Source organism: Rhizobium sp. P1_C7, from assembly GCF_056406295.1.
In genome coordinates this window covers 1-16,297 of record NZ_JBFUAL010000028.1, presented here as the reverse complement: position 1 = coordinate 16,297, position 16,297 = coordinate 1, and the positions used below count along the sequence as shown (strand labels likewise).

The 16,297-nt window shown below is 58.6% G+C and carries 14 protein-coding genes, 2 tRNA genes and 2 pseudogenes; 15 read left to right on the top strand and 3 right to left on the bottom strand.

From position 1 onward, the window contains the following. Positions 1–61: 61 nt before the first annotated feature. Both AC1D2R_RS28280 and AC1D2R_RS28275 read right to left on the bottom strand, forming a co-directional pair. Positions 62–1,048 (bottom strand): MBL fold metallo-hydrolase, encoded by a 987-nt coding sequence (locus tag AC1D2R_RS28280; RefSeq protein ID WP_477972639.1) that lies wholly within the window; start codon positions 1,046–1,048, stop codon positions 62–64. Between the two features lie 121 nt (positions 1,049–1,169). Then, entirely contained in the window at positions 1,170–1,889 is a 720-nt protein-coding gene (locus tag AC1D2R_RS28275) for an alpha/beta hydrolase (RefSeq protein WP_477972637.1), read from the bottom strand. 335 nt (positions 1,890–2,224) lie between these two features. Between AC1D2R_RS28275 and AC1D2R_RS28270 the strand changes: the two genes are divergently transcribed. Next, a complete protein-coding gene (locus AC1D2R_RS28270; protein WP_477972635.1) occupies positions 2,225–2,392 on the top strand; it encodes a PAS domain-containing protein in 168 nt (55 codons plus the stop codon). A 475-nt stretch (positions 2,393–2,867) separates the two neighbouring features. On the opposite strand, the pseudogene AC1D2R_RS28265 reads toward AC1D2R_RS28270, so the two are convergent. Further along, positions 2,868–3,038 (bottom strand): annotated as a pseudogene (locus tag AC1D2R_RS28265) (transposase); the annotation flags it as partial. Between the two features lie 990 nt (positions 3,039–4,028). On the opposite strand from AC1D2R_RS28265, the gene AC1D2R_RS28260 reads away from it, so the two are divergent. From AC1D2R_RS28260 to AC1D2R_RS28195, 14 genes and pseudogenes are all read left to right on the top strand, one after another. Then, positions 4,029–4,301 carry a hypothetical protein gene (locus tag AC1D2R_RS28260; RefSeq protein WP_477972633.1) on the top strand — a complete coding sequence of 91 codons (273 nt, stop codon included), beginning with the start codon at positions 4,029–4,031 and terminating at the stop codon, positions 4,299–4,301. A gap of 423 nt (positions 4,302–4,724) precedes the next feature. After that, positions 4,725–4,801 (top strand) — tRNA-Met (locus tag AC1D2R_RS28255). Between the two features lie 347 nt (positions 4,802–5,148). After that, positions 5,149–5,223: transfer RNA gene (locus AC1D2R_RS28250), tRNA-Pro, on the top strand. A gap of 109 nt (positions 5,224–5,332) precedes the next feature. Further along, positions 5,333–5,889: pseudogene (locus tag AC1D2R_RS28245) on the top strand (IS91 family transposase); the annotation flags it as partial. After that, entirely contained in the window at positions 5,886–6,092 is a 207-nt protein-coding gene (locus AC1D2R_RS28240) for a hypothetical protein (RefSeq protein ID WP_477972631.1), read from the top strand. The pseudogene AC1D2R_RS28245 and the gene AC1D2R_RS28240, both read left to right, overlap by 4 nt. Positions 6,093–6,648: 556 nt before the next feature. After that, positions 6,649–7,701 (top strand): DUF2332 domain-containing protein, encoded by a 1,053-nt coding sequence (locus AC1D2R_RS28235; RefSeq protein ID WP_477972629.1) that lies wholly within the window; start codon positions 6,649–6,651, stop codon positions 7,699–7,701. An 855-nt stretch (positions 7,702–8,556) separates the two neighbouring features. Further along, positions 8,557–9,942 carry a two-component system sensor histidine kinase MctS gene (gene mctS, locus AC1D2R_RS28230; RefSeq protein WP_477972628.1) on the top strand — a complete coding sequence of 462 codons (1,386 nt, stop codon included), beginning with the start codon at positions 8,557–8,559 and terminating at the stop codon, positions 9,940–9,942. Then, positions 9,939–10,586: a two-component system response regulator MctR gene (gene mctR, locus AC1D2R_RS28225; protein WP_477972626.1), complete on the top strand. Its 648-nt coding sequence runs from the start codon at positions 9,939–9,941 to the stop codon at positions 10,584–10,586. The genes mctS and mctR overlap by 4 nt, the downstream gene beginning before the upstream one ends. Before the next feature lie 117 nt (positions 10,587–10,703). Next, positions 10,704–11,252 (top strand): TRAP transporter small permease subunit, encoded by a 549-nt coding sequence (locus AC1D2R_RS28220; protein WP_477972624.1) that lies wholly within the window; start codon positions 10,704–10,706, stop codon positions 11,250–11,252. 15 nt (positions 11,253–11,267) lie between these two features. After that, entirely contained in the window at positions 11,268–12,848 is a 1,581-nt protein-coding gene (locus tag AC1D2R_RS28215; RefSeq protein WP_477972622.1) for a TRAP transporter large permease, read from the top strand. A 48-nt stretch (positions 12,849–12,896) separates the two neighbouring features. Further along, on the top strand, positions 12,897–14,012 hold the full coding sequence (locus AC1D2R_RS28210) for a TRAP transporter substrate-binding protein (RefSeq protein WP_477972620.1): 1,116 nt from the start codon (positions 12,897–12,899) through the stop codon (positions 14,010–14,012). 285 nt (positions 14,013–14,297) lie between these two features. Next, the gene (locus AC1D2R_RS28205; protein ID WP_477972619.1) at positions 14,298–15,068 is read left to right on the top strand and encodes a GntR family transcriptional regulator; all 771 of its coding nucleotides are present in this window, start codon (positions 14,298–14,300) and stop codon (positions 15,066–15,068) included. Then, positions 15,065–15,901 (top strand): 5-dehydro-4-deoxy-D-glucuronate isomerase, encoded by an 837-nt coding sequence (gene kduI / locus AC1D2R_RS28200; RefSeq protein ID WP_477972617.1) that lies wholly within the window; start codon positions 15,065–15,067, stop codon positions 15,899–15,901. The genes AC1D2R_RS28205 and kduI overlap by 4 nt, the downstream gene beginning before the upstream one ends. 4 nt (positions 15,902–15,905) lie before the next feature. Further along, the coding region (locus AC1D2R_RS28195) for an SDR family NAD(P)-dependent oxidoreductase (RefSeq protein ID WP_477972615.1) at positions 15,906–16,297 on the top strand (392 nt) is incomplete at its 3' end.

Sequence of the window (16,297 nt, the reverse complement as noted above, 5' to 3'; positions counted from 1 at the left end):
GCATTAGCGGACAATGCGGGCCTTAGTCTATTTCAGGTGGCTAAATCCTTCGGCTGAAGCATCAGTCTTGCAAGGCCCAGTCGGCCACCTCCCAGCGCATCTGACCACGATCGGAGACCACGCGACCAAGACCAGGGAACGGCATGTGTGTCGCAGCGATCAGGGCACCTTCCGAGGCAGCTTGTGGGAAGAAGCGATCGCGCATGGCTTTCGCAGCAGCCTGATCCTGTTCGAACAGAAAGAAGACGTCCGTTGCAGCCGGATGGACGACCGGGAAAATCATGTCGGAAACCATGATCAGGCTCTTGCCGCCATCCTCGATGCGGACGCCGATATGGCCAGGCGTATGGCCGGTTAGGTCGACAATCGAGACGCCGGGAACGATTTCACGCTCTCCGTCGATCGCTTGCAGCTTCGGATAGAGACGCACCACCTCTTCAGCCATCTTGAAGCTGGGCTGCAGGAAATCAGGCGCGCCATTGCGCTTAGCCCGGTCGGTCCAGTGCTTGACGTCGCGACGGTCTATATAGACCTCAGCATCCGGGTAATTGTTCTTGCCGCCGAGAACCAAACCGCCCATGTGGTCCTGGTGCATATGGGTCACGATAACGGCATCGATCTGGCTCGGCTTCAGACCGAGCGTGACCAGCGCCTGCGGGAGATGCCCGGTTTCCCCGATAGAACCTGCAGCGCCGGCATCGATCAGGATACGTTGCTTACCGTCTTCAACGAGGTATTGATTGAACAGAAAACGAACCCCGCTGGGTCTGGCCGTAAACTGGGCGTTTGCGGCCTTTTCCACTTCGGGGGCTGAGCGTCCCGGAAAGTAGTTGTAGGGCATATCAGCATACCCATCCGTCAGCGCCGTTACCGTAAAACGGCCGATATGAATCTGTGCAAACGGCGTTGTTGCGACCGGTGTTTCGGCAGCCTTGGATGTTGCAGCCTGGGCAGTCAAGTCGCCGAGCAGACTTCCGCCGAAAAGGGTTCCTCCAACGAGACCAAGAGGCAGAGCGCTCGCGAAAGCGCGGCGTGAAAGCTGAGGCATGCTATTCTCCTCGGGTTGAATCGGTGATATTTGTGGTGCCTGTGAACGTGTCGGCATAAGAAAGTTGCGCATTGTATTCCCCCAGTCGGTGATTGATGTGGACAGCAGTTGACGCTCAGCATCAGTTTTGCTGGTTCGGCTTAGCTGCTGTTCTGATGAGCGCTGCGACTTCGTCAGGCGGGGACAGCATTACCGCATGGCTGCTGCTAACCTCTACGACCGCGGCTCCTGCGCGCGCGGCCATCGCGGCCTGCGCTTGAGCGGGTATCATTCGATCTTTCGTTGCGAGCAGGTAGAAGGATGGCTTAGCTTTCCATGCCGCAGAGGTGATCTTGCCCTGGACGGCTTCAAGGCCCCACGGCCTCTGGGCGGCAGCCATGAACTGCGCTTCGGCGGGATCTATGTCGGCCGAGAATGCGGCCGCAAACTTCTCCGGATCGATTTTGATGAAGCCATCCTTCGGCGGAAGGAGTGGGGCTTTCTCCGCACCGGGGACCTCTTTCGAGGCCAGGTCGGAGACGGATTCCCCGGAGTCGGGAACGAAAGCTGCCAGATAAACGAGACCCAGGACCTTTTCTTCGCTCCCGGCTTCCGTAATCACCGCGCCACCATACGAATGTCCGACGAGCACAACTGGATGTTTCGCCTTGGCGATAACGTTTTTGGTGCGCTCAACATCCTGATCGAAGGTTACGGCAGAGTTCTGAACAACGAGAACCTCATAGCCTTCCTCCGACAAGGTGTCATAGACCTTTCGCCAACCGGAGGCATCCACGAACGCGCCGTGCACGAGCACTACTGAAACGGATTCGGATAGAGGACGAGAAGTATCTAGGGTCAATTGCGAGCTCCCGGGTGACACGATTTGACTGATCTGCCCGCGAAAGCTCGGTGAGTTTTTTGGCGGATATGCATTGCCTTCGATGAGTGTGATGATGCACTGCTAATGCCGGCGTGCCCCACTCGCACGACGGCCATGTGTAGGGCTGATGAGGCCAACTCTCAATTGAGACATTGGTCCCCTCCGACTAGACGATGGGACTGCAGAAATGGACCTTGGTCTATAAATCTCACCTAACCTAATATCGCGGAACAGCGTATTTTCAGCCCCGCACCAGCGTTACAAGCAGCCGGGGGATAGACTTGGAACAGCCACACACTGACGAGATCATTGACATGATCCCGGCAATGGCCTGGTCTACAACATCGGATGGAATGCTGGATTTCCCCAATCAGCACTTCCTGGAATATGTCGGCCTGCCACTTGCTGATATTGCCGGCGAAAACTTCTACCGCCTCTTTCATCCCGATGACCTCGATCGACTAATTGGCGGAACATCATGACTTCCAAGACCGCCAAAGAAGTCGAGGGACGGCTCAGACGCGCGGAGGGCGAGTTTCGGTGGTGTAGTCTTCGGCAAAAGCCACGGCACGATCCGGGAGGAAAGGTCGTCAGGTGGTAAGGCGTGGTTCTTGATATCGAGGATCGCAAGCAAGCTGAGAATGCGCTCAAGGAACTAAGGCCGCGCTTGCAGCGAGCGAGCAGAATCTCCGGCTGATCATCGACTCGCTTCCGGTCCTTGTCTGCTCGGCGCGACCCGATAGCAGCGCGGACTTTGTCAACAAAAGCTGGCTGGATTATGCCGGGCTACCGGCTGAGCGGATCCTAGATTGGAGGCTTCTTGGACCTCTATCACCCCGATGACATCCCTGAGATGGTTGCAATTTGGAAGCGAGACCTTGAGCATTCGGACCATACTCAGTTGAAGGGTCGCATCCGTGGTGGAGATGGCAAGTACCGCTGGTTCTATTTCTAACAGGATCGTGCTCCATGTACGAGCAATTTGCGCACGTATAGGTTTCCTCGCTTGCTGATACCGAGAAGCTTCTGCTTTCCGCCAGTCGAGTATTCTCGCGGCACGAGGCCGAGCCAGGCGGCCAGATCGCGGGCTTTCTGGAATTGCCGACCGTTTCCAATGGCAGCGAGCAGTCGCCCCCAAAGCTCCGATCCCAGGGATCGTATGATGCTCTCTAGGTGCCGGTGAGTGTGTCTGTGCGGTCGATTGTCTTTGAGTGCTGCATGGCCTGTGTTCCTCTCTATGCATTGCACTATGCGCGCTTTGACTCGACGTTGCGCTGTGGTGCGTTTCCTAGAGAGATTGCTCGGGGAAAATCTGAAAAACGGCCCTTGGCTCTCAACATAGCGTTAACTTACGTCAACACAGAGTCCTTGTTGGGATGGTCAGTAGAAAAAACGAGGTGTTTTGCTGTCAACATCCGTCAACATGAGTCTTCCAAGCCACTTCTTAGCTTGTCTCCCGTCTCCTTTAAGCTGGCCTCAAGTTTCGATTTGGCCGACATGCATCGCTCTTCATTCGAGAACTCCTGGAACACCACGGTTGGGAGGAGCCTCCATTCAGCCCGGTCGTCTATAGCGGAGGGATTGACTGAGTAAGAGAAGACGTACATCAGGACCCACATCATCTTACTCCAATTGTACGACGACGCCTGGCCGCTAAAGATTGCGCTGACACGACCCCATGCCTCGAGCACGCCACGATTGGCCGGGCCGTGGCAAGACCCGCGGTCCACACTATCCAGCGCGCCGGGGGCCAGGCAGATGAACGTACGGTGTTCTTTTCGGTGACCGATTGCCGAACATCCCACCGAGCACCCGGTAACACGTCCCGATCCTGCGCTGCCGCTGCATCCTCTGGCGGAGAGCTATGGGGTGCGAGGGCGGTCGTGACCCGGAACTCACATTGGCGTTTGGCCAGAGCGGCCCTGCGGTCGCTGGTTTTGGATACTAGAAAATAAACTGACAACTGTATTGATAATGCTTGGCGGGCTGGAGGTTTCCCCCCAAAAATGGCTGTTGAGAACAACAGATTGGCGTCGCTAATCAAACAGCGCTTCAGCTTTCATCCTATTTGTGAGGTGGCAGGGAATTGTCCGTGCCGAACAGGGATGAGAAGACAACATGAAGAAGATGATTTTGGCAGCGGGTCTCTCGCTGCTCGCAACGGCAGCATTCGCTGGCGCATCGCTCGAAGGCAAGACCACGACTTCGAAGGGTTCGGCTGTCGGCCAGTCCTCGTCGTCCTACAAGGGTAACGGCGACGTCATCGGCGGCAACGGCACGGTGGCCACCGCTAACCCATCGGCGGACCAGACCACAGGCCCGCACTCGCGTCCCGACGCTGTTGAACGCAACTTCCCCGGCAGCAACAACGCTGGCGGCAACGGCAACTAACGCCTGAACAGCGGTAGTCATAGCTAACTAGCAACGGTGGCGGTTCTGACTGTGAGCCGCCACTGATGGCCCTGCTCCCAAGTACCAGGGGCATCTAAACGCGCCTCCAGAGGCCTCCCCTGCCCGCCTGCCTTATGCCTTTTCTTCCGACGCCGGATCCGTGCCAGCTGCCAAACGCGAGGAAGGCGTCTGCCCATCGAAGAAAGAATCAAGCAGGGGTTGTTCAGATCAGGGATCTCGATTCGATGAGCTTAATCAACCACTGATAGAAGTAATGCCTGTCGCTACCAACCGGATCGGTGATCCGGCTATTGACTTCCCAACTGAGCGGCTATCCGGCACCATCGGCTATCAGGCATCAGATTCCCCGGCCCGGATCGCTATCGGCCAGCGTGCGGATCGGCTATGCGGGACAGGGATAATGCCTCCTTGGCACGGTCTGGTAGTGCGGTTCCCTCATAAGGAAACGGGCGGAGGTTCAAATCCTCTCGGAGGCACCATGCGTGCGCTGATGGCTCCGTTCCGAGAGTGCCACTCTTAGATGGAGGGATCGACACCCTTCGCCCGCTCCAATCTTGCGGCGTCCTCAAGGTGAACGCATTTGATTTCAAGGAGATCAGAGAGGCTCCCTTCCTGGTGGGAACCCCTCAAAGCCCTCCTTGGGGCTCAGCCAAGGGACAAAGTCAGGAGGTCACACGCGGGGACGGTCTGTGACCTCCTGGCTAAGCCGTCCTGAAGGCATTGGCGGGCCTTCAGGATCACAACCAAATAACCGGATTTACAGTCATAGCGCGACGGACGAAAGTCTGATTGCACGCCAGACGAAAGTCGGATCGTCACGCTCCATCTGGGTGTAGCTCGGTCCGCGCGGAGTACCGGACTTGGAAATCGGGGGCCGCTGGTTCGAATCCAGCCACCCAACGACAGGAGTTTATTCCTGCTTTCGATGTTTTCGTATGCTGCGGAGTAGGAAATGGCGAATTTCCGTTCTGAGTTGCGTCCCGAGCTCCCTGTGCAGCGCGCCGATTTTCGGTCGGCTCGGCGCCCTTGTTCATCTCGCCGAGCGTCAGGCATTCTTGATGCATCTATCGCCGGTCCGAAAGAAGCGCTGGGTGGTCTATGCCAAGGCGCCGTTCGCGGGTCCTGAAGCGGTTCTTGCCTATCTGTCCCGCTACACCCACGGGTCGCAATCGCGAACCGTCGCCTGATCGCCTTCGACGAAACTGGCGTCACCTTCCGCTACAAGGACTACCGCCGCGACGGCTGCGACCGACAGCAGATCATGACGCTCGCGGTCGATGAGTTCATCCGCCGTTTCCTGCTCCATGTCCTGCCGCGTGGCTTCCATCGTATCCGGCACTACGGCCTGCTCGCCGGCTCAGCCCGCAAGACCAGCCTCGCGCTCGCACGCGAACTCCTGCATGTCGCCACACCGGTCGCTGACGGCGCACCAGGCGAACAGGATGACTTCCGCCCACCGTGCCCCTGCTGCGGCGGACGAATGATCGTCATCGAGATGTTCGAACACTGGAAGCAGCCGCGCGGACCGCCGGATGCGACGGCGACGAACCGGGAGACGGCTTCATGATCCGGCATGGAATGGTCAAGACTTCAGCCGCAGGCGTCACGCTTCCGGCAACCGACCCACATGCGTCTGTGGTGATCATCGTCGCCGACAGGGTCCCGGCGAGCCTGGTGCCGGGCCGGCAAAACCCCGCGGACGCGCAACGAAGCGGCCCGTCACTGTCCTTAATCCCGCGCCTGGCTGCGATCGTGCTATCGCGGACATGAGCCGCAGATTGAAATCTCCATAGTCTTAGACCGTGGCCTGCGGGTTCCTTGCTCGGGGACTTTCGTACGCCTGCCGGCGCCCCAAACTCTTCACGGGAGCGGACTGGCTGCTATCCAAACAGCATGTGATAAGACTGTCGTTCTATAGCTCGGCGAACCGACGGCTAACCGGATCACAGAACACGTCTCACAAGGTTAGGGTGCGGGTATTGAGGCTGTCTCCAAGCGTCTGAATCTCTCGACATGAATGCCTGCTACGATATATAATAAAAGCCTCGTGATGAACAAATTCGCCCGTTCGGCGGGCGCTTGGTATGAGCCGACTACGATAAGCATCGTCCACCCATTACCAACTTGCTGCGAAGCTGGCCTTGACGCATTCGCCTGAAACTTTGCGCTGGTTCCGGGCCGATCACCACACCGGACTATCCGGCACGCCTCTGTAGGATTTGCAGCGCGGCCGCGAAGGTCGATGTAGGTTGAAGGACGATGAGAAAATTGAATCTGATCCTACACGGCCGTGGCCACCTTATATCACTGGAAAGCTGGTTGTTCGATGGGCCAGACTGACCCTTCCGCCGCAGTCCTGCGAAACCTCGAAGCCCAAGCCGCCATATGCGATGCGCTCGGTTCGCCCTTCTCTGCCAAGGTCTGCCGCGCGCTTGCCGAGGGATTGGATCACTCGACCGCTACCGGCCGGCGCGCGCTCGGCTGGCCTGGCAACGCGACGGCCGACGCGCTGGCGCTCAGGCTGCTGGGTGCCTTGCATGGACTCGTGTTGCGCGGCGCTGACGAAGGGCTCGTTGCAGTGTATCCGCCGCGAGAGGTTGCCGATTCCAAGCTTCGGGACGCGATCACTACTGCGATACGACAGCACGACGAAGGATTATGTCGGGCGCTCGACAGCGTGCCGCAGACCAACGAGGTCGCTCGGTCGGCAATGCTGTTGCCGGGCTTCCTCTCGATAGCGCGAGAGACCGGTGTGCCGCTGGAAATTGCCGAAATCGGCGCGAGCGCCGGGCTGAACCTCAACTTCGACCGTTTCCACTATCGTTATGGCACTGCCCAATGGGGCAGCTCCGCTTCGTCGGTTCGCCTCGCACCGGACCTCCGCGGCAATGTTCCACCGCTCGATGGAGCGCTGACGGTTTCGGCGCGCTCTGGTTGTGACATCGCGCCGGTTGATCTCTCGAACGAGGCTGCGCGGCTTCGCCTCAGATCTTTTATCTGGGCCGACCAGGCCTCTCGACTTCAGCGACTGGACGCAGCGACCGGGCTGGCGGTGGCAGCGCCCGTCACGCTGGTTCAAGCCGACGCGGCCGATTTCTTGCTGCAAAAACTGGCTGCGCGATCAGAAGGTTCGGTTTTCGTGATGTTTCATTCGGCTGTGTGGGACTACATGCCCCACCCAACGCGGGATGCAATCGAGGTGGCCATACGCCAAGCCGGCACTGTAGCCACGGAACGATCTCCGCTCGCCTGGCTTTCCGTAGAACCGCTCGCCGCCGGCGCGCCACATGCGGTGCTGCGGCTAACAATTTGGCCACGCGGCGAAACCAGGCAACTCGCCGCCTGCGACCACCATGGTCGCTGGATCGAGTGGCTATAGGAACTGAGCCCCAGCGACCCGCGGCTGCTCCGCTAATGGGTCGCCCGGACGGCCCGCCGTCGGCAAAGCTCGTCGGCGATGTTGCGCGCCTCACAGGGAGAGGGCGCACCCCTATGAGTTTGCTTATCGCCTCCCAGCGGCTGAAAATTCGATATTCGCCCCATTGAGCTGCCCCACTATCGATCGTTCAGGAGCAGTACTCTGATCGTCTGCGGGGTTTCCACCCCAGGTTTGAAAGACCCCGAAGCATAAAGTCGGTTGGAGAAGCATACTCGTCACGAAGGTGTTCGGAGGCAGGCGGTTGAGCATTGCCTGGCGTTTTGGTGTGTCGGCTGCGACGAAACCAGCTGTGGCGAGATTGTTCTCCTTGGCGACGACTGAACCTTGTGTCGTCGTGCATGCCACCAGGATGATAGAGGGTCCGAAAGAAAGAGCACAGAAGAGCGCCAAGTTTACCGCTCACAGACTTCCGGTTCGGATCGCAGGCTGCAGCATGAACTAAGACAGCGAAAGATTCCGATCCTGGCCTGATCGTCCCATGCGACGTCGGGAATGGAAGAGGCCGATTGTGTCTGCTTCGCTTCGAGCGTGCACCAAAGCACGGCTTTCCAGACCCTGATCCATGCATGCGTTTAGCGGCTCCGAACCAAATGGAGCCAACAGGAGTGTGACCCGCGCGAACGATCGGGCCGTCGACGAACAATACGAATGGAGCTTGATCCCGGCCAGTATGAAGCTCGTCGGCCGACCACAAGTCGATCGGACGTCTCACCGCATTTATCAGGGACTGAACTCAACCCTTGAGCTGGATGGACGAGCCGGAATAAGCTTGCCGCTCTAAGAGAGGCGGTTACCGTGCAACTACGTCATCAAATCCTCGCGCTTGCAGTTCTCCCACTTGTCCTTGCGATCACCTTGATCACGGCATTCACGACATGGCAATCAACCACCCTTGCCCAGAGCAGTATCGATACGTTTGAGCGCAACATGCTCAAAGCGAAGGAGACCGAGCTCCTTAATCTTACCAACTTGGCTCTTTCGGCGATCAAGGATGTTTATGACAGTGCCGGGGTCGATGATGAGCGTGCCATGGAACGCGTAAGACAGATACTAACCTCACTGAATTATGGCCAGGATGGATATTTCTTCGTCTACGACTACGACGGCAACAGTGTTGTTCATCCGCGCCAAACTTTCCGACCAGGTCACAATTGGCTCGACCTGGTCGACCCTGATGGTGATCAAGTAATTGCAAATCTGATTGCCAAGGCGAAAGAAGGCGGTGGACTGCATCAGTACAAATGGGAAAAGCCCTCGTCGGGAGCGATGGCGGACAAGCTCTCATTTGCGGCTGGCCTCGACAAATGGCACTGGATGATTGGTACGGGCGTTTATCTCGATGACGTCTTCGCCCAGACCCAGACTGCCAAGGCCGACTTGAAGCAAAGCATCCGACGCACGTTTGTGGTGGTAACGCTGATTGCCGTCCCGTCGATCCTCATGGTTTTTGCGACATGCATGTGGATCACGCTTCACGAGCGGCGCCTGGCCGACGGCAAACTGAAATTGTTGACGCAGCGGATCATCGACACTCAGGAAGAGGAGCGAGGGCGGCTGGCGCGGGAACTTCACGATGGTGTTTCGCAGAACTTGATCGGTGTGCGCTATGCCTTCGACCTTGCTTCGAGAAAAGTCAGGGAGAGCGCAGCCGATGCCGGCGCCGCGATCGAACGCGGCATTGCATCGCTGAACGGTGCGATCAAGGAGGTCAGGGATCTGTCGCATGAATTGCGGCCGAGCGTGCTTGACGACCTTGGACTGACAGCGGCCCTGTCTTCGCTTGGAAGCAATTTCGAAGAGCGAACAGGCATTCCTGTCTTGGTGGAATCTCTAGCGCCCGAAGCCCTCAAGCCAGAAGCGAACACGGCGCTATATCGGATCGCCCAGGAGGCACTTACCAACGTCGAACGACACTCCGGTGCATCACATGTCACAATCAGAATATGGAGCACCAAGGGACGAGTCCGAATGTCCGTTGCAGACGATGGCCGTGGCATCAAAAGCGACGGCGAAAATGGCGGCGCCAACCGATCGGGCGGACTCGGTCTCAGGAACATGCAGGAGCGAATGGCGCATTTCAAAGGCATATTGCTCATCAAATCCAACGAAAATGGCACCACCCTGACGGCGATGTTTCCGAAGACAGCGAACTTGATAGTGTCGGCGGCACGGGCGGCATGAACGGTGACCGGCCTATTTCCATACTCCTTGTCGACAATCATCCGCTTGTGCTGGAAGGCCTGCGCGCGGTGCTCGAGACCTACGCCCATATCAGCGTTGTCGGCACCGCCGCGATGGTTCAACCCGGTCTGGCGATCGCGGCCGCGTCGGCACCAGACATCGTCCTACTGGACATCAACATGCCGCAGATCAGCGGCATCAATGCGATCGAGTTGTTTAAAAGCACGGTTCCATCGATAAGGATCCTGATGCTGTCCATGCATGACAGTCGCGAATATATTTCGGCGTCGATCGTGAGGGGCGCATCTGGTTACATCCTCAAGGATGTCCCAAACGACGAGATCATCACGGCGATCGAAACCGTTGCCGCCGGCGGCACCTATTTCTCCACCGGGGTCACCGATGCCCTTATGCAACGGCGACAAATGGAAGAAACCGAGCCGCTGCCGCTGACGGTACGGGAGCGTCAAATCCTGGCTCTCCTTGCAGCGGGCCGCAGCAATCGCGACATTGCGGGATTGCTTCAGCTCTCGGTCGCCACCATTGAGACCCACCGCAAGACTATAAAACGAAAACTGGGACTATCCACAACAGCGGAACTGACGCGGATAGCCATTGAGCGAGGTCTCATCCCGGCTCGTTGAACGCTCTACCCAGTACTGGGTAGAGCCATCCATATTATAATTTTCCGATATTGTAGCCTTGGAAGACTGCTCGTAGGTGTCCTCAGTGGCCGCTCCTTGCTGCCTCGGGAGGAATTCATGACCGGACTTTTGGCGTTATCGCGGATGATCGACGCGATCAATACTTTCTTTGGCAAGGCCGTTTCCTGGCTGCTGTTGCTCGCCGTGCTGATCAGCGCAATCAATGCCACGACACGCAAACTATTCAATCTCAGCTCGAATGCCTGGCTGGAAGCGCAATGGTATCTGTTTTCCGCAGCCTTCCTCGTCGCAGCCGCGTGGACATTGATGAGCAACGATCATGTGAAGGTCGACCTGGTCTATGGCCGCCTCTCGCGACGCACACAACTCTGGATCGAGGTCTTCGGCACCATCTTCTTCCTCTTCCCGTTCTGCCTCATCACCATCTACCTCTCCTGGCCCACCGTGATCGAGAAGTTCTCCACCGGCGAGGTATCGAACAATACCGGCGGCCTCATCCTTTGGCCGGTCTGGGCGATGATCCCCCTCGGCTTTGGGCTTCTTGCTCTCCAGGGCCTCTCGGAACTCATCAAGCGCATTGCAATCCTGCGCGGCGCCTTGCCCGATGCGATCGCACTTGCCGACGCCGAAGCCCAGACCCTTTAAGGCGGAGCCATATCCATGTTTGCTTTTTTCGCGGAAAATCTCGCGCCGATTATGTTCCTTTCGCTGATCGTTGTGCTGTTGCTTGGCTACCCGGTCGCATTCGCACTCGCCTTTGTAGGCTTCGTGTTTGGCTTCATCGGCATCGAGATGGGGCTTTTGCCCGTCAATCTTTTCGGCGCGATTCCCGACCGTATCTTCGGTCAGATGTCGAACGAAACACTGCTGGCGATTCCCTTCTTCACCTTCATGGGATTGATCCTTGAACGAAGCGGCATGGCCGAGGATCTGCTCGACACGATCGGACAACTGTTCGGTCCGGTCCGCGGCGGGCTTGCCTTCGCCGTGATCTTCGTCGGGGCGATCCTAGCGGCAACCACAGGCGTCGTCGCGGCCTCGGTCATCTCGATGGGCCTCATCTCGCTGCCGATCATGCTGCGCTACGGATACGACAGGCGCGTCGCCGCAGGCACGATTGCTGCCTCCGGCACACTGGCGCAAATCATCCCACCGAGCCTCGTCCTCATCATCCTTGCCGACCAGCTCGGCCGCTCTGTCGGCGACATGTACAAGGGCGCCCTCATCCCTGGTCTCCTGCTGGTGGCCGCCTATGCCGCCTACATCATCACCATGTCGATCATCCGGCCCATGAGCGTTCCAGCACTGCCGCCACAAGCCCGATCGCTCCGAGGCTGGAAGCTTGCGCAACGTGTTGTCATTTCGCTCGTCCCACCGCTGGTCCTGATCTTCCTGGTTCTCGGTACGATCTTCATCGGCCTGGCAACGCCAACCGAAGGCGGGGCAATGGGTGCGGTCGGAGCGCTCGCGCTGGCGGCCATCAATCGCCGCCTCGATCTCGCGATGATCAAATCGGCGCTCTACGCGACTGCAAAGCTCTCATCCTTCGTGATCTTCATTCTGCTCGGCGCACGCGTCTTCTCGTTGACCTTCTACGGCGTCAACGGTCACGTCTGGGTCGAGCATCTCATGACCTCGATCCCGGGCGGGGAAGTCGGCTTCCTCATCGTCGCCAACCTGCTCGTCTTCTTCCTGGCCTTTTTCCTCGATTATTTCGAGCTGGCCTTCATCATCATTCCACTGCTCGCACCAGTTGCCGACGCTCTCGGGATCGACCTGATCTGGTTCGGCGTCATGCTGGCGATCAATATGCAGACCTCGTTCATGCATCCGCCCTTCGGCTTCTCGCTCTTTTATCTGCGGTCGGTCGCGCCGACGCGAGCCTACAAGGACCGGATCACAGGAGCGACGATCCAGCCGGTCACGTCGGGCCAGATTTACATGGGTGCCCTGCCCTATCTCGGCATCCAGCTTGTCATGGTCGTCATCGTCATCGCGTTCCCCGGCCTCGTCACCCACTACAAGTCCGGACACGTGGCTGTCGATCCTTCGACGATCGAGCTCAACGTTCCAATGCCAGGCGGGGACGAAGCAAATCCGTTTGGCACGCCAGCAGCACCGTTCGGAGCCGATCCGTCCGACGGTGAAGCCGCGCCGCCCGCCTTCGACGCGCCGGCACCGGATTTCGGGTCTCCGACCCCAAGCTTCGGCGCTCCGGAGCAAAATGGAAGCAAACCCTAACTCAAGCTGCAATGCGCAGTCGCACCAACTCACAGAGGAGGACCATTGATGACGAAAGAGATAGGCCGCAGAGGATTTCTGACGAAAGGCGCCCTGGCCGGCGCTGCAACCGTGGCAGGGGCGGCGCTCGCTGCTCCCGCAATCGCCCAGAGCACACCGACACTCCGCTGGCGCCTGACCTCAGGGTTTCCGAACAATCTAGACACGATCTACGGCGGTGCCGTCGTCATGGCCGATGCGCTGAACAAGATCACCGAGGGCAAGTTCCAGATTCAGGTCTTCCAGGCAGGCGAGCTCGTGCCGGGAGCGCAGGCGATCGACGCCGTCAAGGCAAACACGGTCGAGCTTGCCCACACTTGCGGCTATTATTTCACCGGCAAGGATCCGACCTTTGCCATCGGCTCCACCATTCCGTTCGGTTTGAACGGCCGCCAGCAGAACGCCTGGCTCTATCACGGCGGCGGCAACGAAGCATATAACGAATTCCTGTCCGACTACGGAATGGTCGGAATTCCAGGTGGCGCCACCGGCGCCCAGATGGGCGGCTGGTTCCGCAAGGAAATCAAGAGCGCCGCCGACCTGAAGGGCGTCAAGATGCGTATCGCGGGCGTTGCCGGCGAAGTCATGTCGAGGCTCGGCGTCGTTCCGCAACAGCTTCCGGGCGGCGACATCTATCCAGCGCTCGAACGTGGCACGATCGACGCTGCCGAGTGGATCGGACCTTATGACGACGAGAAGCTCGGCTTCTATCAGATCGCCCAGAATTACTACTACCCAGCCTACTGGGAAGGCGGTCTGACCATCCACTTCTTTATCAACAAGGCGCAGTACGAAGGCCTGCCAGACACATACAAGGCCGCGCTCGACACGGCGTGCAAGGCGGCTAACATCAACATGCAGGCGCTCTACGATGTGAAAAACACCGCTGCGATCCGCTCGCTTGTCGGAAAGGGCGTCAAGCTGCGTCCCCTTCCCCGTGATGTGATGGATTCCGCTTATAAGGCTTCCTTCGAACTTTACGCCGAGTACGGCGAAAAGCATCCGGCCTGGGCGAAGATCTATCCGGGCTGGAAGAAGTTCCGCGATGAAAGCTTTGAATGGTTTCGCGTCGCCGAATACAGTTACGATAGCTACATGTATGCTGCCCAGGCGGCAAAAAAGTGAGGCAGGTCAAGAGCCGGGTTCAACCCGGCTCTTTCCTTTTTGACTAAGGCGTCCTCTTTTTGCACCGCGCATTTCGCAAAAGAACGAGGCGCACCCCTTCCTCTTTCTCTGAAATAGGATCCGTTTGCCGGCCGCTCCGAAAACGTGACTTTCCGGAGCTCAGCGAATGGAAGTCTTGCGCTAAGTTGGATACTAATATACTACTTCTTACCAAGCCAACGGGAGGTGGTGAGTGGTGGAGAAAAGCATTCGTTCTATCGATGCAGGATCGGCAGGAGTTTCGCGATGAGCGAAGCCCGCAAGAAGCGTTCGCTCTCCGGCGTCACCAATCTCTCGCATCAGCGGGCCGCGGCGCCGCGCGCCGCAACGCTTGTCTATAACGCGCTGCGCGACGACATTATTTCACTGCGCCGCAAGCCGATGGATCTGCTCAACGAGAAGGAACTCGAGGCGCAGTTCGGCGTCAGCCGCACGCCGATCCGCGAGGCGATGCTGCGGCTGTCCGACGACGGTCTGGTCAACGTATTTCCGCAGTCCGGCACATTCGTTTCCCGCATTCCGCGCCATGCGCTCTACGAGGCGATCCTGGTACGCAAGGCGCTGGAGGACACGACAGTCTCGATCGCCGTCGAGAAGATGACGGCTGCCGGTCTGCGTGCGTTGGAGCGCAATCTCGCCGATCTCAGCGCCTGCGTGCGCGAGGGYGACGTTGCGGCCTTTCACGTCGTCGACAACGACTTCCACAAGCTGATCAGCGATATCGCCGGCTTTCCGGGCATCTGGGCGATCATCCAGCAGGTCAAGGTTCATTCCGACCGTTACCGCTTGCTGACATTGCCGCAAGAGGGGCGCCTGGCGCGCGTCATCGAAGAGCATTCCATCGTCATCGACTGYATGCGCAAAGGCGACAAGACCGGTGCCACGGAGGCCATGGGTTTCCATCTCGGCAAGCTGCTCGGCGAAGTCGAGAAGGCCGAGATCTGGGATCCGAAATRTTTCATCGAGGATGCGAAATCTCCCCTGGCATCCCCCGAGCAKAAGGGAAAAGTACAATGAAGATCGAAGTCCGCCACGCCTCCCATCCCGAGGCAGTTCGCGCCTACGACACCGAAGCRCTGCGCCATCATTTCCTCATCGAGACCGTCTTTGCYGGCGGTGAAATCCGGCTRACCTATTCGCATTACGACCGCATGGTWATCGGCGGCGCAATGCCTCTGGGTGCTGCACTTTCACTGAGTGCGCCGAAGGAAATCGGTCAGGAGACYTTCCTTGSCGAGCGCGAACTCGGGGCCCTYAACGTCGGTGGTGCCGGTSASGTGACCGTCGACGGAAAGCGATACGATCTTGCCAAATATGATTGCCTTTATGTCGGCAAGGGCGCCGTGAACGTCAGCTTCGAAAGYGCGGATGCCGCCAATCCGGCGAAGTTCTACCTTGTCTCAACACCTGCCCACCACGTCTATCCCGCCGTGCTCCTGACCCGCGACAAGGCCCGCCACCTGACGCCTGGCGAGGCGGCGACTGCCAACAAGCGCTCGATCTACCAGTTCATCCACCCGGAGGTCTGCCAGTCCTGCCAGCTGACCATGGGATTCACCATGATCGAGGCAGGTAGCGTCTGGAACACCATGCCATCGCACACCCATGACCGGCGCATGGAGGCCTATCTGTATTTCGACCTGGAAGCGGATCAGCGTGTCTTTCACTTCATGGGCGAGCCGCAGCAGACCCGCCACATGCTGGTCGCCAACGAGCAGGCGATCATCTCGCCGCCCTGGTCGATCCATTCGGGTGCCGGAACCAAGAACTACAGCTTCATCTGGGCAATGGCGGGTGACAACAAGAGCTTCACCGACATGGACCATATCGCCATTGCGGATCTGAGGTAGAACGATGGCCAATCCCTTCGATCTCTCGGGCCGCACTGCCGTCGTCACCGGCGCCAACACGGGCATCGGGCAGGGCATTGCGCTGGCTCTTGCTCAAGCCGGTGCCTCGATCGTCGCCGCCGGTCGTTCGTCGATGGACGAGACCGAGGCTCTGGTCAGAAAGGCGGGTGTCCGCTTCCACGCCATCAAGGCCGATCTTGGCAGCATTGCGCCGGTCAAGGATATCGTCTCGGAAACGGTATCCGTCTTCGGCGGCCTCGATATCCTCGTCAACAATGCCGGGATTATCCGCCGCGCCGACGCGGTGGATTTCACCGAGGACGATTGGGACGCTGTCATCGATACCAATCTGAAGACCGCCTTCTTCCTGTCGCAGGCAGCCGGCCGTCACATGAT